The 14,685-nt window shown below is 69.7% G+C and carries 10 protein-coding genes; 6 read left to right on the forward strand and 4 right to left on the reverse strand.

The genetic code is table 11. From position 1 onward, the window contains the following. Positions 1 to 32: 32 nt before the first annotated feature. From IG86_RS0115450 to IG86_RS0115470, 5 genes are all read left to right on the forward strand, one after another. Positions 33 to 1,145 (forward strand): sugar ABC transporter substrate-binding protein, encoded by a 1,113-nt coding sequence (locus IG86_RS0115450; protein WP_030651559.1) that lies wholly within the window; start codon positions 33 to 35, stop codon positions 1,143 to 1,145. Between the two features lie 159 nt (positions 1,146 to 1,304). Then, positions 1,305 to 2,093 (forward strand): ATP-binding cassette domain-containing protein, encoded by a 789-nt coding sequence (locus tag IG86_RS0115455; RefSeq protein WP_030824241.1) that lies wholly within the window; start codon positions 1,305 to 1,307, stop codon positions 2,091 to 2,093. Next, the gene (locus IG86_RS0115460) at positions 2,090 to 3,391 is read left to right on the forward strand and encodes a sugar ABC transporter permease (protein WP_078848134.1); all 1,302 of its coding nucleotides are present in this window, start codon (positions 2,090 to 2,092) and stop codon (positions 3,389 to 3,391) included. Before IG86_RS0115455 ends, IG86_RS0115460 begins: the two co-directional genes overlap by 4 nt. A 262-nt stretch (positions 3,392 to 3,653) precedes the next feature. Beyond that, positions 3,654 to 5,570, forward strand: coding sequence for a 1-deoxy-D-xylulose-5-phosphate synthase (gene dxs / locus IG86_RS0115465; RefSeq protein WP_030824247.1), 1,917 nt, complete (start codon positions 3,654 to 3,656; stop codon positions 5,568 to 5,570). Positions 5,571 to 5,700: 130 nt separating this feature from the next. Further along, positions 5,701 to 7,188 carry an amino acid permease gene (locus tag IG86_RS0115470; RefSeq protein ID WP_030897255.1) on the forward strand — a complete coding sequence of 496 codons (1,488 nt, stop codon included), beginning with the start codon at positions 5,701 to 5,703 and terminating at the stop codon, positions 7,186 to 7,188. A gap of 76 nt (positions 7,189 to 7,264) precedes the next feature. Here IG86_RS0115470 and IG86_RS0115475 read toward each other — a convergent pair whose 3' ends face one another. The 3 genes from IG86_RS0115475 to IG86_RS0115485 all read right to left on the reverse strand — a co-directional run bounded on the left by IG86_RS0115475 (position 7,265) and on the right by IG86_RS0115485 (position 11,758). Continuing rightward, the gene (locus tag IG86_RS0115475) at positions 7,265 to 8,305 is read right to left on the reverse strand and encodes an LCP family protein (protein WP_030824251.1); all 1,041 of its coding nucleotides are present in this window, start codon (positions 8,303 to 8,305) and stop codon (positions 7,265 to 7,267) included. Between the two features lie 91 nt (positions 8,306 to 8,396). Further along, complete coding sequence (locus IG86_RS0115480) at positions 8,397 to 10,535, reverse strand: 3-hydroxyacyl-CoA dehydrogenase NAD-binding domain-containing protein (protein WP_030824253.1); 2,139 nt, start codon at positions 10,533 to 10,535, stop codon at positions 8,397 to 8,399. Continuing rightward, complete coding sequence (locus tag IG86_RS0115485) at positions 10,532 to 11,758, reverse strand: thiolase family protein (protein WP_030824255.1); 1,227 nt, start codon at positions 11,756 to 11,758, stop codon at positions 10,532 to 10,534. The genes IG86_RS0115480 and IG86_RS0115485 overlap by 4 nt, the downstream gene beginning before the upstream one ends. A gap of 330 nt (positions 11,759 to 12,088) precedes the next feature. On the opposite strand from IG86_RS0115485, the gene IG86_RS0115490 reads away from it, so the two are divergent. Then, complete coding sequence (locus IG86_RS0115490) at positions 12,089 to 13,282, forward strand: alpha/beta hydrolase (RefSeq protein WP_030897258.1); 1,194 nt, start codon at positions 12,089 to 12,091, stop codon at positions 13,280 to 13,282. Between the two features lie 39 nt (positions 13,283 to 13,321). On the opposite strand, the gene IG86_RS0115495 is transcribed toward IG86_RS0115490, so the two are convergent. Further along, positions 13,322 to 14,605 (reverse strand): HRDC domain-containing protein, encoded by a 1,284-nt coding sequence (locus tag IG86_RS0115495; RefSeq protein ID WP_030897259.1) that lies wholly within the window; start codon positions 14,603 to 14,605, stop codon positions 13,322 to 13,324. Between the last annotated feature and the right edge of the window lie 80 nt (positions 14,606 to 14,685).

Below are 14,685 nucleotides of genomic sequence, written 5' to 3' on the forward strand. Positions count from 1 at the left end.
GGCGTAGCGGCCTCGTCAGGGAGGTTCAAGTAATGAACACGCGTATGCGCAGAGCCGCCGTAGCCGTTGCCGCCGGCGCCATGGCCGTTTCCCTCGCCGCTTGTGGCAGTGCCAAGGAGGCCGGCGACAAGACGAAGGAGTCCTCCGGCGCTGCCAAGGGCGACGCGATCAAGGTCGGTCTGCTCCTGCCGGAGAACCAGACCGCGCGTTACGAGAAGTTCGACAAGCCGCTCATCGAGAAGAAGGTCGCCGAGCTCACCGGCGGCAAGGGCGAGGTCGTCTACGCCAACGCCAAGCAGGACGCGACCACGCAGAACTCCCAGGTCGACACGATGATCACCAACAAGGTGGACGTCCTGATCATCGACGCGGTGGACTCCAAGGCCATCGCCGGCTCGGTCAAGAAGGCCAAGGACGCCGGCATCCCGGTCGTCTCCTACGACCGCCTGGCCGAGGGTCCGATCGACGCCTACACCTCCTTCGACAACGAAGAGGTCGGCAAGGTCCAGGGCAAGGCTCTGCTGGAGGCGCTGGGCGACAAGGCCAAGGACGGCCAGATCGTCATGATGAACGGTTCGGTCACCGACCCGAACGCCAAGCTCTTCAAGTCCGGCGCGCACTCCGAGCTCGACGGCAAGGTGAACGTCGGCAAGGAGTACGACACCGTCGAGTGGAAGCCGGAGAACGCCAACACCAACATGGCGGCCGCGCTCTCCGCGCTCGGCAAGGACAAGATCGTCGGCGTCTACTCCGCCAACGACGGCATGGCCGGCGGCATCATCACCGCCCTCAAGGCCGCCGGCGTCAACCCCCTGCCGCCGGTCACCGGCCAGGACGCCGAACTCGCCGGTGTGCAGCGCATCGTGGCGGGCGAGCAGTTCATGAGCGTCTACAAGCCGTACGCCCCCGAGGCCGAGGCCGCCGCGAAGATGGCCGTCGCCCTCGCCAAGGGCGGCAAGCCCGAAGGCACCACCTCCACGGTCGACAGCCCCACCACCAAGGGCGTCCCCTCCGTGCTGATCCCGGTCGTCTCGCTGACCAAGGGCAACATCAAGGACACCGTCGTCAAGGACGGCGTCTACACGGTCGACGAGATCTGCACCGACAAGTACGCGGCCGCCTGCGCCGCCCTCGGCCTGAAGTAGCGGCCCCCGTCGCCTCCCACGAGGCGGCCCCACGTACCTGACCGGCGCCCCGCCCCTCCTCACCCCGCCACCCGGCGGGGCGCCGGGCAGAAACGTTCCCCCATTCGCCCCGCTCCTGCTCTTCTGCACGACATCCCCGCCGGTCAGGCGGCGAAGGAGATGGTTCATGTGTCCGCTGCGCCCGTGCTGGCGTTGCGAGGGGTCTCGAAGCGGTTCGGCGCCGTTCAGGCCCTGACCGACGTAGAACTCGAGATCCACTCCGGTGAAGTGGTCGCCCTCGTCGGCGACAACGGAGCCGGCAAGTCCACGCTGGTCAAGACGATCGCCGGCGTGCACCCCATCGATGACGGCGTCATCGAGTGGGAAGGGCGTCCGGTCTCCATCGGCAAGCCCCACGACGCCCAGAACCTGGGCATCGCGACGGTCTACCAGGACCTGGCGCTGTGCGACAACATCGATGTCGTCGGCAACCTGTTCCTCGGCCGTGAGCTCAAGAAGTACGGCATCCTCGACGAGGTGGAGATGGAGCGCCGCGCCCGCGAGCTCCTGACCACGCTGTCCATCCGGATCCCCAGTGTCCGGATCCCCATCGCCTCGCTGTCGGGCGGTCAGCGCCAGACCGTGGCGATCGCCCGCTCCATGCTGGGCGAGCCCCAGCTCGTCATCCTCGACGAGCCCACCGCCGCCCTCGGCGTCGAGCAGACCGCTCAGGTGCTCGACCTGGTGGAGCGGCTGCGCGAGCGGGGCCACGCCGTCATCCTCATCAGCCACAACATGGCCGATGTGAAGGCCGTCGCCGACAAGGTGGCGGTCCTGCGGCTGGGCCGCAACAACGGTGTCTTCAACGTCGCCGACACCTCGCAGGAAGAGATCATCTCCGCCATCACCGGTGCCACGGACAACGCCGTGACCCGCCGGGCGGCCCGCACCTCGGAGGCCGGCAAGTGAGCACCCAGAACCCTGCCACCGATCCACTGGACAAGGGCCACGTCGACCCGGTCAACCCCGCGGCCGCGCACGACGCGATCCCGGCCGTGGACCCCCGCCTGCTCGTCCGCGAGGAGGGCCTCGCCGGGTACGTGGGCGAGTTCAAGCGCAAGATGAAGGCGGGCGACCTGGGCTCCCTCCCGGTCGTCATCGGCCTGATCGTCATCTGGTCGATCTTCCAGGGGCTGAACTCGAACTTCCTCTCCCCGGAGAACCTGACCAACATCGCGATCACGATGACCGGCACCGGCATGATCGCCATCGGCATCATCTTCGTGCTGCTGCTCGGCGAGATCGACCTCTCGGTCGGCTCGGTCAGCGGTGTGTCGGGCGCGATCGTCGCCGTCCTCGCCGTCACCCACGGCGTGAACGAATGGCTGGCCATCCTCGCGGCCATCGTCGGAGGCGCCCTGATCGGCTCCATCCACGGCTTCTTCTTCGCCAAGGTCGGCGCCCCGGCCTTCGCCGTCACCCTGTCGGGCCTGCTCTTCTGGCTCGGCGCGATGCTGCAGATCCTCGGCAGCAACGGCACGATCAACATCGACTCCGACGGCGTGGTCGGCCAGCTGACCACGTACTTCTTCTCGGACGTGGCCGTCGCCTACGGGCTGGCCGCGCTCGCGGTGGCCGGCTACTTCCTCGCGGCCTTCCTCGACGCCAGGCGCCGCGAGGCGGCCGGGATGCCCTCCCGGCCGCTCACCGAGATCCTGCTGCGCACCGGCCTGCTCGCACTGTGCGCGTTCGGTCCCGCCGTGCTGTTCAACCAGTACAAGGGCCTGCCGCTCGCGGTGGTGCTCTTCCTGCTGGCCCTGGTCGTCACGGACTTCCTGCTGCGCCGCACGACCTTCGGGCGAAACGTTTTCGCACTGGGTGGCAGCGTCGAGGCCTCCCGCCGTGCGGGCATCAACGTCACCCGGATCCGGATCACGGTCTTCGCGATCTCCAGCACCTTCGCCGCCGTCGGCGGCCTGTTCTGGGCCTCCAAGATCGCGGCGGCCAACCAGAGCGCCGGCGCCGGCGACCTGCTGATGAACGTGATCGCGGCGGCCGTCATCGGCGGCACCAGCCTCTTCGGCGGCCGTGGCCGGACCTGGAACGCCCTCCTCGGTGTCATGGTCATCGTCTCGATCCAGTACGGTCTGGCCCTGGAAGGCATCGCGACGCCGATCCAGTACATGATCACCGGTGCGGTCCTGCTGGCCACCGTGGTCATCGACTCGGTCACCCGCAAGACCCAGAAGACGGCCGGACGCGCCTGACCGCGCGCCCGACCCACCGCCGGAGCCGGCTGCGGCGGTAAGAACGGTCACAGTGCCCGGCGCCACCTCAAGTGGCGCCGGGCATCCGTGCATACAAATGCGGGTACTCCTGTGCGGGTATACGCCCGTATGTGATGTGTGGTCGTGGGGTGGTGTGTACATGTATGACAAAGGTGTGACCCCACCGGGACGGCCCGATGACCGCGCCCGCGAACGGAACATTAGACTCGACAGACCAGCAAGCAACTGCAAGGAGGCACGGGTGCTGCTGACCCGCATCAAGGGACCGCGCGATCTGGACCGGCTCAGCCAGGAGGAGCTGACCCAGCTCGCGGCAGAGATCAGGTCCTTCCTCGTCGACGCCGTCTCCAAGACCGGCGGGCACCTCGGCCCCAACCTCGGCGTGGTCGAACTGACGATCGCCCTGCACCGGGTCTTCGAATCGCCCAAGGACAAGGTCCTCTTCGACACCGGCCACCAGGCCTACGTCCACAAGCTGCTCACGGGCCGCCAGGACTTCGCCGGCCTGCGCACCAAGAACGGTCTGTCCGGCTACCCTTCGCGCGCCGAGTCCGACCACGACGTGATCGAGAACTCGCACGCCTCCACCGTCCTCGGCTGGGCCGACGGCCTCGCCAAGGCCAACGAGGTACTGGGCCGCGAGGACCACCACGTCGCCGCGGTCATCGGCGACGGCGCCCTGACCGGCGGCATGGCCTGGGAGGCGCTGAACAACATCGCCGCCGCCAAGGACCGCCCGCTCGTCATCGTCGTCAACGACAACGAGCGCTCCTACGGCCCCACCATCGGCGGCCTCGCCAACCACCTGGCCACCCTGCGCACCACCGACGGCTACGAGCGCTTCCTCGCCCGCGGCAAGGAGCTCCTGGAGCGCACCCCGGTCGTCGGCAAGCCGCTCTTCGAGACCCTGCACGGCGCCAAGAAGGGCCTCAAGGACTTCATCGCCCCCCAGGGCATGTTCGAGGACCTGGGCCTGAAGTACATCGGCCCCATCGACGGCCACGACATCGAGGCCCTGGAGTCCGCCCTGCAGCGCGCCAAGCGCTTCAGCGGCCCGGTCATCGTGCACTGCCTCACCCAGAAGGGCCGCGGCTACACCCCGGCCCTGGAGCACGAGGCGGACCGTTTCCACGCCGTCGGTGTGATCCACCCCGACACCGGCCTGCCGGTCAAGACCGCCGCCGCCAGCTGGACCTCCGTCTTCGCCGACGAGATGGTCAAGATCGGCCACGAGCGCGCGGACGTCGTCGGCATCACCGCGGCCATGCTCCACCCGGTCGGCCTCAACAAGTTCGCCGAGGCCTTCCCGGACCGCATCTACGACGTCGGCATCGCCGAGCAGCACGGCGCGACCTCCGCGGCCGGCCTCGCCACCGGTGGCGTCCACCCCGTCTTCGCGGTGTACGCGACCTTCCTCAACCGCGCCTTCGACCAGGTCCTGATGGACGTCGCCCTGCACAAGTGCGGCGTCACCTTCGTCCTGGACCGCGCCGGTGTCACCGGCGACGACGGCGCCTCCCACAACGGCATGTGGGACATGTCCATCCTGCAGGTCGTCCCCGGTCTGCGCCTCGCCGCACCGCGCGACGCCGAGCAGCTGCGCGCCCAGCTCCGCGAGGCCGTCGAGGTCAAGGACGCCCCGACCGTGGTCCGGTTCTCCAAGGGCGTCGTCGGCCCGGCCGTCCCTGCCGTCGGCCGGATCGGCGGCATGGACGTGCTGCGATCCCCGGCCCCCGAGGTCACCCGCCCGGACGTACTGCTCGTCTCGGTCGGCGCACTCGCCCCGATGTGCCTGGAGATCGCCGACCTGCTCGACAAGCAGGGCATCTCCACGACCGTCGTCGACCCGCGCTGGGTCAAGCCCGTGGACGAGGCGCTGGCCCCGCTCGCGGACCGGCACCGCGTGGTCGTCACCGTCGAGGACAACGGCCGCGCCGGAGGCGTGGGCTCCGCCGTCTCGCAGGCCCTGCGGGACGCGGGTGTCGACGTACCCCTGCGCGACTTCGGCATCCCGCAGCGCTTCCTCGACCACGCCCTCCGCAAGGAGATCCTGGCGGAGATCGGCCTGACCGCACCGGACATCGCCCGGCAGGTCACCGGCCTGGTCGCCAAGCTGGACGGCCGCTACGACAGCGAGCCGGCCGCCACCGTCGACTAGGACGGGTACCGGCACTAGATCGCCGCGCGGTTGCACGTCACGGGCCGGGAGATCACTCTTGAGGAGTGGGCCTCCCGGCCCGTTCGCGTGCGTCGACACCTGTTTCGGAGGTGCGTCGGTGAGTAGGGATATGAACAGCCCCTTCCGCACCAAGACGGTGGAGCAGTCCATCCGCGACACGGAGGAGCCGGAACACGCGCTCCGAAAGTCGCTCTCCGCCTGGGACCTGACGGTGTTCGGTGTGGGTGTCATCATCGGCACCGGCATCTTCGTCCTCACGGGCATCGCGGCCCGGAACAACGCCGGACCCGCCACCGCCCTCGCCTTCGTGGCCGCGGGCATCGTCTGCGCCCTCGCGGCGCTCTGCTACGCCGAGTTCGCCTCCACCGTCCCGGTGGCCGGATCGGCGTACACCTTCAGTTACGCCTCCATCGGCGAGCTGCCCGCCTGGATCATCGGCTGGGACCTCGTGCTGGAGTTCGCGCTCGGCACCGCGGTGGTCGCCGTCGGCTGGTCCGGCTACGTGCGCCACCTCATGGACACCAACCTCGGCTGGACCCTGCCGACCTCCCTGTCCGGCCCCGACGCGGGCGGTCACTTCGACCTGCTGGCCTTCCTGCTGGTCCTGGTGCTGACGTGGATCCTGGTCGTCGGGACGAAGCTCTCGGCCCGCATCACCGCCGTCGTCGTCGCCATCAAGGTGACGGTCGTCCTGCTGGTCATCATCGCGGGCCTGTTCTTCATCAAGGCCGACAACTACTCGCCGTTCGTCCCGCCGGCCCAGCCACAGGCCGAGGGCGTCAGCGGCTGGCACTCACCGCTGGTCCAGCTGCTCTTCGGCTACGAGCCCACCAACTTCGGCGTCATGGGCATCTTCACGGCGGCCTCGCTCATCTTCTTCGCCTTCATCGGCTTCGACGTGGTGGCGACGGCGGCCGAGGAGACCAAGAACCCCCAGCGGGACATGCCGCGCGGCATCCTCGGTTCGCTGCTGGTCTGCACGGTCCTCTACGTGGCCGTGACGCTGGTCGTGACCGGCATGCAGAAGTACTCGGAGATGTCCCCGACCGCGCCACTCGCCGAGGCCTTCAAATCGGTGAACCAGCCGTTCTTCTCGGGCGCCATCAGTCTGGGCGCGTCCGTCGGCCTGATCACCGTGTGCATGATCCTGCTGCTCGGCCAGACCCGCGTGTTCTTCGCGATGAGCCGCGACGGACTGCTGCCGCGCGTCTTCTCCGTGACCCACCCGAAGTACCGCACCCCCTACCGGGCGACCGTCCTGCTCGGTGTGGTCATCGCGGTCGTCGCGGGCTTCACCAGCCTGGAGAAGCTGGCGGAACTGGTGAACATCGGCACCCTGTTCGCCTTCGTGGTCGTCGCCCTCGGCGTGATCATCCTGCGCAGGACCCGCCCCGACCTGCACCGGGCCTTCCGCACCCCCTGGGTGCCGGTGGTCCCGATCCTGTCGATCGCGGCCTCGTTCTGGCTGATGCTCAACCTGCCGGCCGAGACCTGGCTGCGCTTCGGCATCTGGATGGTCATCGGCATCATCGTCTACTTCGCCTACGGACGTCAGCACAGCCGTCTCGGCCAGTTCGGCGCGGAGGCCAAGTACTGAGAAACCGCCGCACGCGAACGCCGGAGCCGGCCGTACGGGTCACCCGTACGGCCGGCTCCGTGTGCGCGGACCCCGGTCAGCCCTTGGCGGGGGAGTCCTTCGCGGAGGCGGGCACCTTCTCGTCCTTGCGCAGGGCGTCCCACAGCTGGGTGGCCTGCGGCTCGGCCACCACCACGCGGTTCGGGTCCACCTTGTCGTAGGCGACCGGCAGCATGATGGTCTCCATCGTCTCCGGGTTCACGCCCTTCATGCTCTGCGCGAAGTCGGACAGCGCGGTGAGCGAGGCCAGATCGGAGTCCGTGGTCAGCGACTTGGTGCCGGCGTCGGCGAGCTTGTAGAGCCGCGCCGGGCTGCCGAGGGCGTCCTGCTTCTTGATCTCCGACAGCATCGCCAGCATGAACTGCTGCTGCAGGCCAATGCGTCCGAGGTCGCTGCCGTCGCCGTAGCCGTAGCGGGTACGGACGAACTTGAGCGAGTCGGTGCCGTTCAGCCGGTGCGTGCCCGCGTCGAGCTTCAGACCGCCCTTGGCGCCGCTCATCGGCTTGTCCAGGGTCACGGTGACCCCGCCCAGCGCGTCCACCAGACCCTTGAAGCCGGCGAAGTCCACCTCGACGAAGTGGTCCACGCGCACGCCGGACATCTGCTCGACGGTGTTGACCACGCACGCCGGGCCGGCCAGCGAGTAGACGGAGTTGAACATGACCCGCTTCGCGGACGGGACGGACTTGCCGTCCCGGTCCTTGCACTCGGGCCGGGTGATCAGGGTGTCGCGGGGGATGCTCACCGCGGTGGCCTTCGCCCGGCCCTCGGGTATGTGCACCAGCATCGCGGTGTCCGAGCGGGCCCCGCTGACGGCACCGTGGTCGAGGTCCGCGTTGGCCCCGGCCCGCGAGTCGGAGCCGAGCACCAGGATGTTCTGCGCGTTCGCGACCACCTTGGCGGGACGGTTGTCCCCGATCGCCTGGTCCAGGTCGACGCTGTCGATGTTGTTGTTGAGGTGGCTGTACGTCCACCAGCCCGCCCCGGCCGCGCCCAGGATCAGCACGGCGACCAGCAGCAGGGTGATCCGCAGAATGCGGCGTCGGCGGCGCCTGGGCCGCGCGTGCGTTTCCGTCATGGGGGTGAATCTTAGACAGGTATTCGAACGGCCGAAGCCCGCCCCCCGCAGGAGACGGGCCCGGCCGTCGAACAGTCGTCCGCGACCCGGACTAGGCCGGGACGCTCGCGATGCCGGGGGCGAGGAACTTCTTGCCGTTCACGCGCTCCGAGACACCCTCACGGTCCAGGTACGGCGTGATGCCGCCCAGGTGGAAGGGCCAGCCGGCACCGGTGATGAGGCAGAGGTCGATGTCCTGGGCCTCGGCCACGACACCCTCCTCCAGCATCAGACCGATCTCCTGCGCCACCGCGTCCAGGACGCGCGCCCGGACCTGCTCCTCCGTCAGGACGGAGTCGCCCTGCACCAGGAGCGCGGCGACCTCGGGGTCCAGCTCCGGCTTGAAGCCGTTCTCGGCGGAGTAGACGTAGAAGCCGCGCTTGCCGGCCTCGACCACGCGCTTGAGGTTCGGCGAGACGGTGAAACGCTCCGGGAAGGAACGGTTCAGGGTCTCGGAGACGTGCAGGCCGATCGCCGGGCCCACGAGCTCCAGCAGCACCAGCGGGGACATCGGCAGGCCGAGCGGCTCGATGGCCTTCTCCGCCGTGACGACCGGGGTGCCCTCGTCGATGACGTTCTGGATCTCGCCCATGAAGCGGGTCAGGATGCGGTTCACGACGAACGCCGGGGCGTCCTTGGTGAGGACCGCGGTCTTCTTCAGCTTCTTGGCGACACCGAAGGCCGTGGCCAGCGAGGCGTCGTCGGTCTGCTCGCCGCGCACGATCTCCAGGAGCGGGAGGATCGCGACCGGGTTGAAGAAGTGGAAGCCGACCACGCGCTCCGGGTGCTGGAGCTTCGAGGCCATCTCCGACACCGACAGGGAGGAGGTGTTGGTGGCGAGGATCGCGTGCGCCGGGGCGACCGCCTCGACCTCCGCGAACACCTTCTGCTTGACGGACATCTCCTCGAACACGGCCTCGATGATGAAGTCCGCGTCCGCGAAGCCCTCGGCCTTGTCCAGGACACCGCTCACCAGGGCGGTCAGGCGGTTGGCCTTGTCCTGGTTGATGCGGCCCTTGCCGAGCAGCTTCTGGATCTCGGCGTGGACGTAGCCCACGCCCTTGTCCACGCGCTCCTGGTCGATGTCGGTGAGGACCACCGGCACCTCCAGGCGGCGCAGGAACAGCAGCGCCAGCTGCGAGGCCATCAGGCCCGCGCCGACGACGCCGACCTTGGTGACCGGACGGGCCAGGGACTTGTCCGGGGCACCGGCCGGGCGCTTGGCGCGCTTCTGGACCAGGTTGAAGGCGTAGATGCCCGAGCGCAGCTCGCCGCCCATGATGAGGTCGGCCAGGGCCGTGTCCTCGGCGTCGAAGCCGGCCTGAAGGTCGCCCGACTTGGCCGCGGCGATGATGTCCAGCGCGCGGTAGGCGGCCGGAGCGGCGCCGTGCACCTTGGAGTCCGCGATGGAGCGGCCCTTGGCGACGGCCGCGTCCCAGGCCTCGCCGCGGTCGATCTCGTCGCGGACGACCTCGGTGGTGCCGTTCAGGACGTTCGCGGTCCACAGGAGCGACTGCTCCAGGAAGTCCGCGCCCTCGAAGATCGCGTCGGCGATGCCCAGCTCGAAGACCTGCTTGCCCTTGAGCTGGCGGTTCTGGTTGAGCGAGTTCTCGATGATGACCGAGACCGCGCGCTCCGCGCCGATCAGGTTCGGGAGGATGGCGCAGCCGCCCCAGCCCGGAACCAGGCCGAGGAAGACCTCGGGCAGCGAGAACGCCGGGATGGCCTTCGAGACGGTGCGGTAGCTGCAGTGCAGACCGACCTCGACGCCGCCGCCCATCGCCGCGCCGTTGTAGTACGCGAAGGTCGGGACCGCCAGCGCCGAGAGGCGCTTGAAGACGTCGTGGCCGCCCTTGCCGATGGCCAGCGCCTCGTCGTGCTTCTTCAGCAGCTCGACGCCCTTGAGGTCGGCGCCGACCGCGAAGATGAACGGCTTGCCGGTGATGCCCGCGCCGACGATGGAGCCCGCGAGGGCCTCCTGCTCGACCTGGTCGATCGCCGCGTTCAGGTTGGCGAGGGACTGCGGGCCGAAGGTGGTCGGCTTGGTGTGGTCGAAGCCGTTGTCCAGCGTGATGAGCGCGAAGCGCCCGGCGCCGAACGGCAGGTCCAGGTGACGGACGTGCGCGGACGTGACGACCTCGTCCGGGAACAGCTCGGCCGCGCCCTTCAGGAGCTCAGCGGTGGTGCTCACTTGGAGTCTCCCTCGGCGTTGAAGTTCGGGTTCTCCCAGATGACCGTGGCGCCCATGCCGAAGCCGACGCACATGGTGGTCAGGCCGTAGCGGACGTGCGGCTGCTCCTCGAACTGGCGGGCCAGCTGCGTCATCAGACGCACGCCGGAAGAGGCCAGCGGGTGACCGAAGGCGATGGCGCCGCCGTACTGGTTCACGCGGGCGTCGTCGTCGGCGATGCCGTAGTGCTCCAGGAACGCGAGGACCTGGACCGCGAAGGCCTCGTTGATCTCGAAGAGACCGATGTCGTCGATCGTCAGACCGGCCTGGGCCAGGGCCTTCTCGGTCGCCGGGATCGGGCCGTAGCCCATGACCTCCGGCTCGACACCCGCGAAGGAGTACGAGACGAGGCGCATCTTGACCGGGAGGTTGTTCTCGCGGGCGAAGTCCTCGGACGCGATGATCGCGGCGGTGGCACCGTCGTTGAGACCGGCGGCGTTGCCCGCGGTGACCCGGCCGTGCGTACGGAACGGGGTCTTCAGGCCGGAGAGGTTCTCCAGCGTGGTGCCCGGGCGCATCGGCTCGTCGGTGGTGACCAGGCCCCAGCCCGTCTCACCGACCTCCGCGTTGGTGTTGCGGACCGAGATCGGGACCAGGTCCTGCTGGATCTTGCCGTCGGCGTACGCCTTGGCGGCCTTCTCCTGCGAGCGCACGGCGTACTCGTCGGCGCGGAGCTTGGTGATCGTCGGGTACCGGTCGTGCAGGTTCTCGGCGGTCATGCCCATGAACAGGGCGGACTCGTCGACCAGCTTCTCGGAGACGAAGCGCGGGTTCGGGTCGACGCCCTCGCCCATGGGGTGACGGCCCATGTGCTCGACACCGCCGGCGAGGGCGACGTCGTACGCACCGAAGGCCACACCGCCCGCGACGGCGGTCACGGCGGTCAGCGCGCCGGCGCACATGCGGTCGATGGAGTAGCCCGGGACGGACTGCGGGAGGCCCGCGAGGATGCCGGCCGTGCGGCCCAGCGTCAGGCCCTGGTCGCCGATCTGCGTGGTCGCGGCGATGGCGACCTCGTCGATCTTCTTGGGGTCCAGGTCCGGGTTGCGGCGCAGCAGCTCCCGGATCGCCTTCACGACGAGGTCGTCGGCGCGGGTCTCGTGGTAGATGCCCTTCGGGCCCGCCTTGCCGAACGGGGTGCGGACGCCGTCGACGAAGACGACGTCCCTGACGGTACGAGGCACGTTGGCTCTCCTCCAGGTGCGGGATGGCACTGCTGCGCGGGGGCGCACTCGGCATACGTTGCTGAGCGCCCGCTCACCCGACCATGCTACTTGCGGGTAACCAATGTGCACACCCCCTCCCCGAGGAGCGGCGAAGGTCACACCGCCGGACGATCCCGTGAGCCCCTCGCGCCCCCGTAGTGCGCCCGGCCGATCGGCATGCGGGGCACACTCGTACGGGTCGCCGGCCGCGCCGGCCCGGTCACGTCGGTGGCATCGGGCCCGGGCCCGGGCGAACGCTGGGCGGCCCGGGCGCCCGCCCGGGACCCACCGGCGAAAACGGAGCCATCGATGGCGTTCCAGACAACCTCCAAGGACCATTACGTCGACCACAGGTCGAGCATCCCGGTCAACGACGGGCAGATCGTCAAGCTCTTCGTACGGGAGCGCAGGCCCGTGACCGGCCCGCGCAAGCCCGTCCTGATGCTGCACGGCCGCAGCGTCCCGGCCGTAGCGGGCTTCGACCCCCCGAACAAGAACTACAGCTGGGCCGAGCAACTCGCCAGGGCGGGCTACGACGTCTTCGTGATGGAGCTCCAGGGGTCCGGCCTGTCGGCCCATCCGGCGGAGATGGACGAACCGCTCAACGTCAGCCCCGTGCAGCGCCCGCTGCTCTCGCCCAACCCGATCCCCCCGGCCAACCTGCCGACCCCGGACACCCCCGCGAAGTACCCCTACCAGCTGAACAACTCCCAGAGCGACTGGGACGAGGTCGACACGGTCGTCGAGTACATCCGCAAGGAGATCGGCGAGCCCACGGCCAAGATCGACCTGATCGGCTGGTCCGCGGCCGCGCAGCAGCTCGGGCCGTACACGATCCAGCACGCCGACAAGGTCAAGAGCCTCTTTCTGGCGGCGCCGATCTTCCCGCCCAACGGAAGGGCCAGCAAGGAGAACACCGACTTCGGCGCGCCGGTGGAGATGCCGGTGGGCACCCCGGCGGCGGCCTTCGGCTACCCGATGTCCGTCACCTCGAAGAACGGGCTCGCGGCGTCGTGGGCCAGGGACCTGAAGTGTCCGGACCAGCGTGAGAACGGTGTGCTCGACGAGGTGTGGAAGGCGATCCAGGACGTCGACGCGCGCGGTGCCACGTGGGGCGGTCCGACGCCCGGAGCACCGACGGGGTTCGTCAGGGTGCGGAACTCGTACTGGTGGGGGTGGAACTCCAAGACCGTGCCGCTGCACAACGTCCTCGGCCAGACGGTGCCCGTCTGCCTCGTGTACGGGGAGCACGACTCCATCGTGAACACGGCGCCGGACCTGGGGCTGCTGTACTTCTCGGTGCCCGAGCTGTACCGGTTGATCCCAGGGAAGAAGAAGCTGATGTTCCGGCTCGCCTGCGCGGGTCACCAGATCGTCTGGGAGCGGGCGGCGACCCACCTCCACGCCATGTCGGAGCAATGGCTCAAGAACGGCAAGGTGTTCGGCGAGAAGGGCGGGAGCTTCTACCGGGACGAGGACGGGGTCCTCACTTCGCAGGAGTGAGGACCCCGTCGGTCCGGCTCGGCGTCGGCTGCGGCCCGGTCAGGCGGTCGAGGCCAGGGCCGTGAGCAGGACCGGGGTCACCTGTTCGATCTGCCACGGGCGGGCGCCGTGGAGGGCCAGGGACCCGGACACCGCGTCGGCGTCCAGCCGCTGCGGCGGCTCCCAGCACAGGCGGCGGACCGTGTCCGGGGTGATCAGGTTCTCCTGGGGCAGGTTCAGCTCCTCCGCCAGCGCCGAGACGGCCGTGCGGGCGGCGGCCAGCCGGGCCGCGGCGGCCGGGTCCTTGTCGGCCCAGGAACGCGGCGGGGGCGGGCCCGCCGGGGTCGCACCCGGCTGCGGCAGCTCGCTCTCGGGCAGCGCCTTCGCCCGGTCCACGGCGGCCATCCACTGGTCGAGCTGACGGCGGCCCATCCGCTGCCCGTAGCCGGGCAGGGCGGACAGGGTGTGCACGTTCGCGGGCAGGGCGAGGGCGGCCTCGACGATCGCGGCGTCGCCCAGCACCTTGCCCGGCGACACGTCACGCCGCTGCGCGATCCGGTCCCGGGACTCCCACAGCTCCCGTACGACCGCCATCTGCCGGCGGCGGCGCACCTTGTGCATGCCGGACGTGCGGCGCCACGGGTCCTTGCGCGGCGGGGCCGGCGGCGCGGAGGCGATCGCGTCGAACTCCTGCCGGGCCCACTCCAGCTTGCCCTGGCGGTCCAGTTCCTCCTCCAGCGCGTCCCGCAGGTCCACCAGCAGCTCCACGTCCAGAGCGGCGTAGCGCAGCCACGGCTCGGGCAGCGGGCGGGTGGACCAGTCGACTGCGGAGTGGCCCTTCTCCAGGGCGTAGCCGAGAACGCTCTCGACCATCGCGCCGAGTCCGACCCGCGGGAAGCCGGCGAGGCGGCCCGCCAGCTCGGTGTCGAACAGCGAGGTCGGAACCATGCCTATTTCGCGCAGGCAGGGCAGGTCCTGGGTGGCGGCGTGCAGGATCCACTCGGTGCCGGAGAGCGCCTCGCCCAGGGCGGACAGGTCGGGGCAGCCCACCGGGTCGATCAGCGCGGACCCGGCACCCTCGCGGCGCAGCTGCACCAGGTAGGCGCGCTGGCCGTAGCGGTATCCGGAGGCGCGCTCGGCGTCCACGGCCACGGGGCCGGTGCCCGCGGCGAAGGCCGCGACCACTTCGGCGAGGGCGTCCGCGTCGGCGACCACCGGGGGGATCCCCTCGCGGGGCTCCAGCAATGGGATCGGCACCCCACCGGGCGGAACAACGACGTCGTCCGGGGGGCCGCCCCCGGTGGTGGTGCGCAGGTCTGCTGCGGTCTCTTGGGCGTCGGTCACCGGTCAAGGGTATCCGTGTATACGACGCGCCCGTCGCCGGAACGTTCCGTCGACGGGCGCGGGCGGTATGCGGGGCGTTG

It is taken from the genome of Streptomyces virginiae (genome assembly GCF_000720455.1).
Taxonomy (GTDB): domain Bacteria; phylum Actinomycetota; class Actinomycetes; order Streptomycetales; family Streptomycetaceae; genus Streptomyces; species Streptomyces virginiae.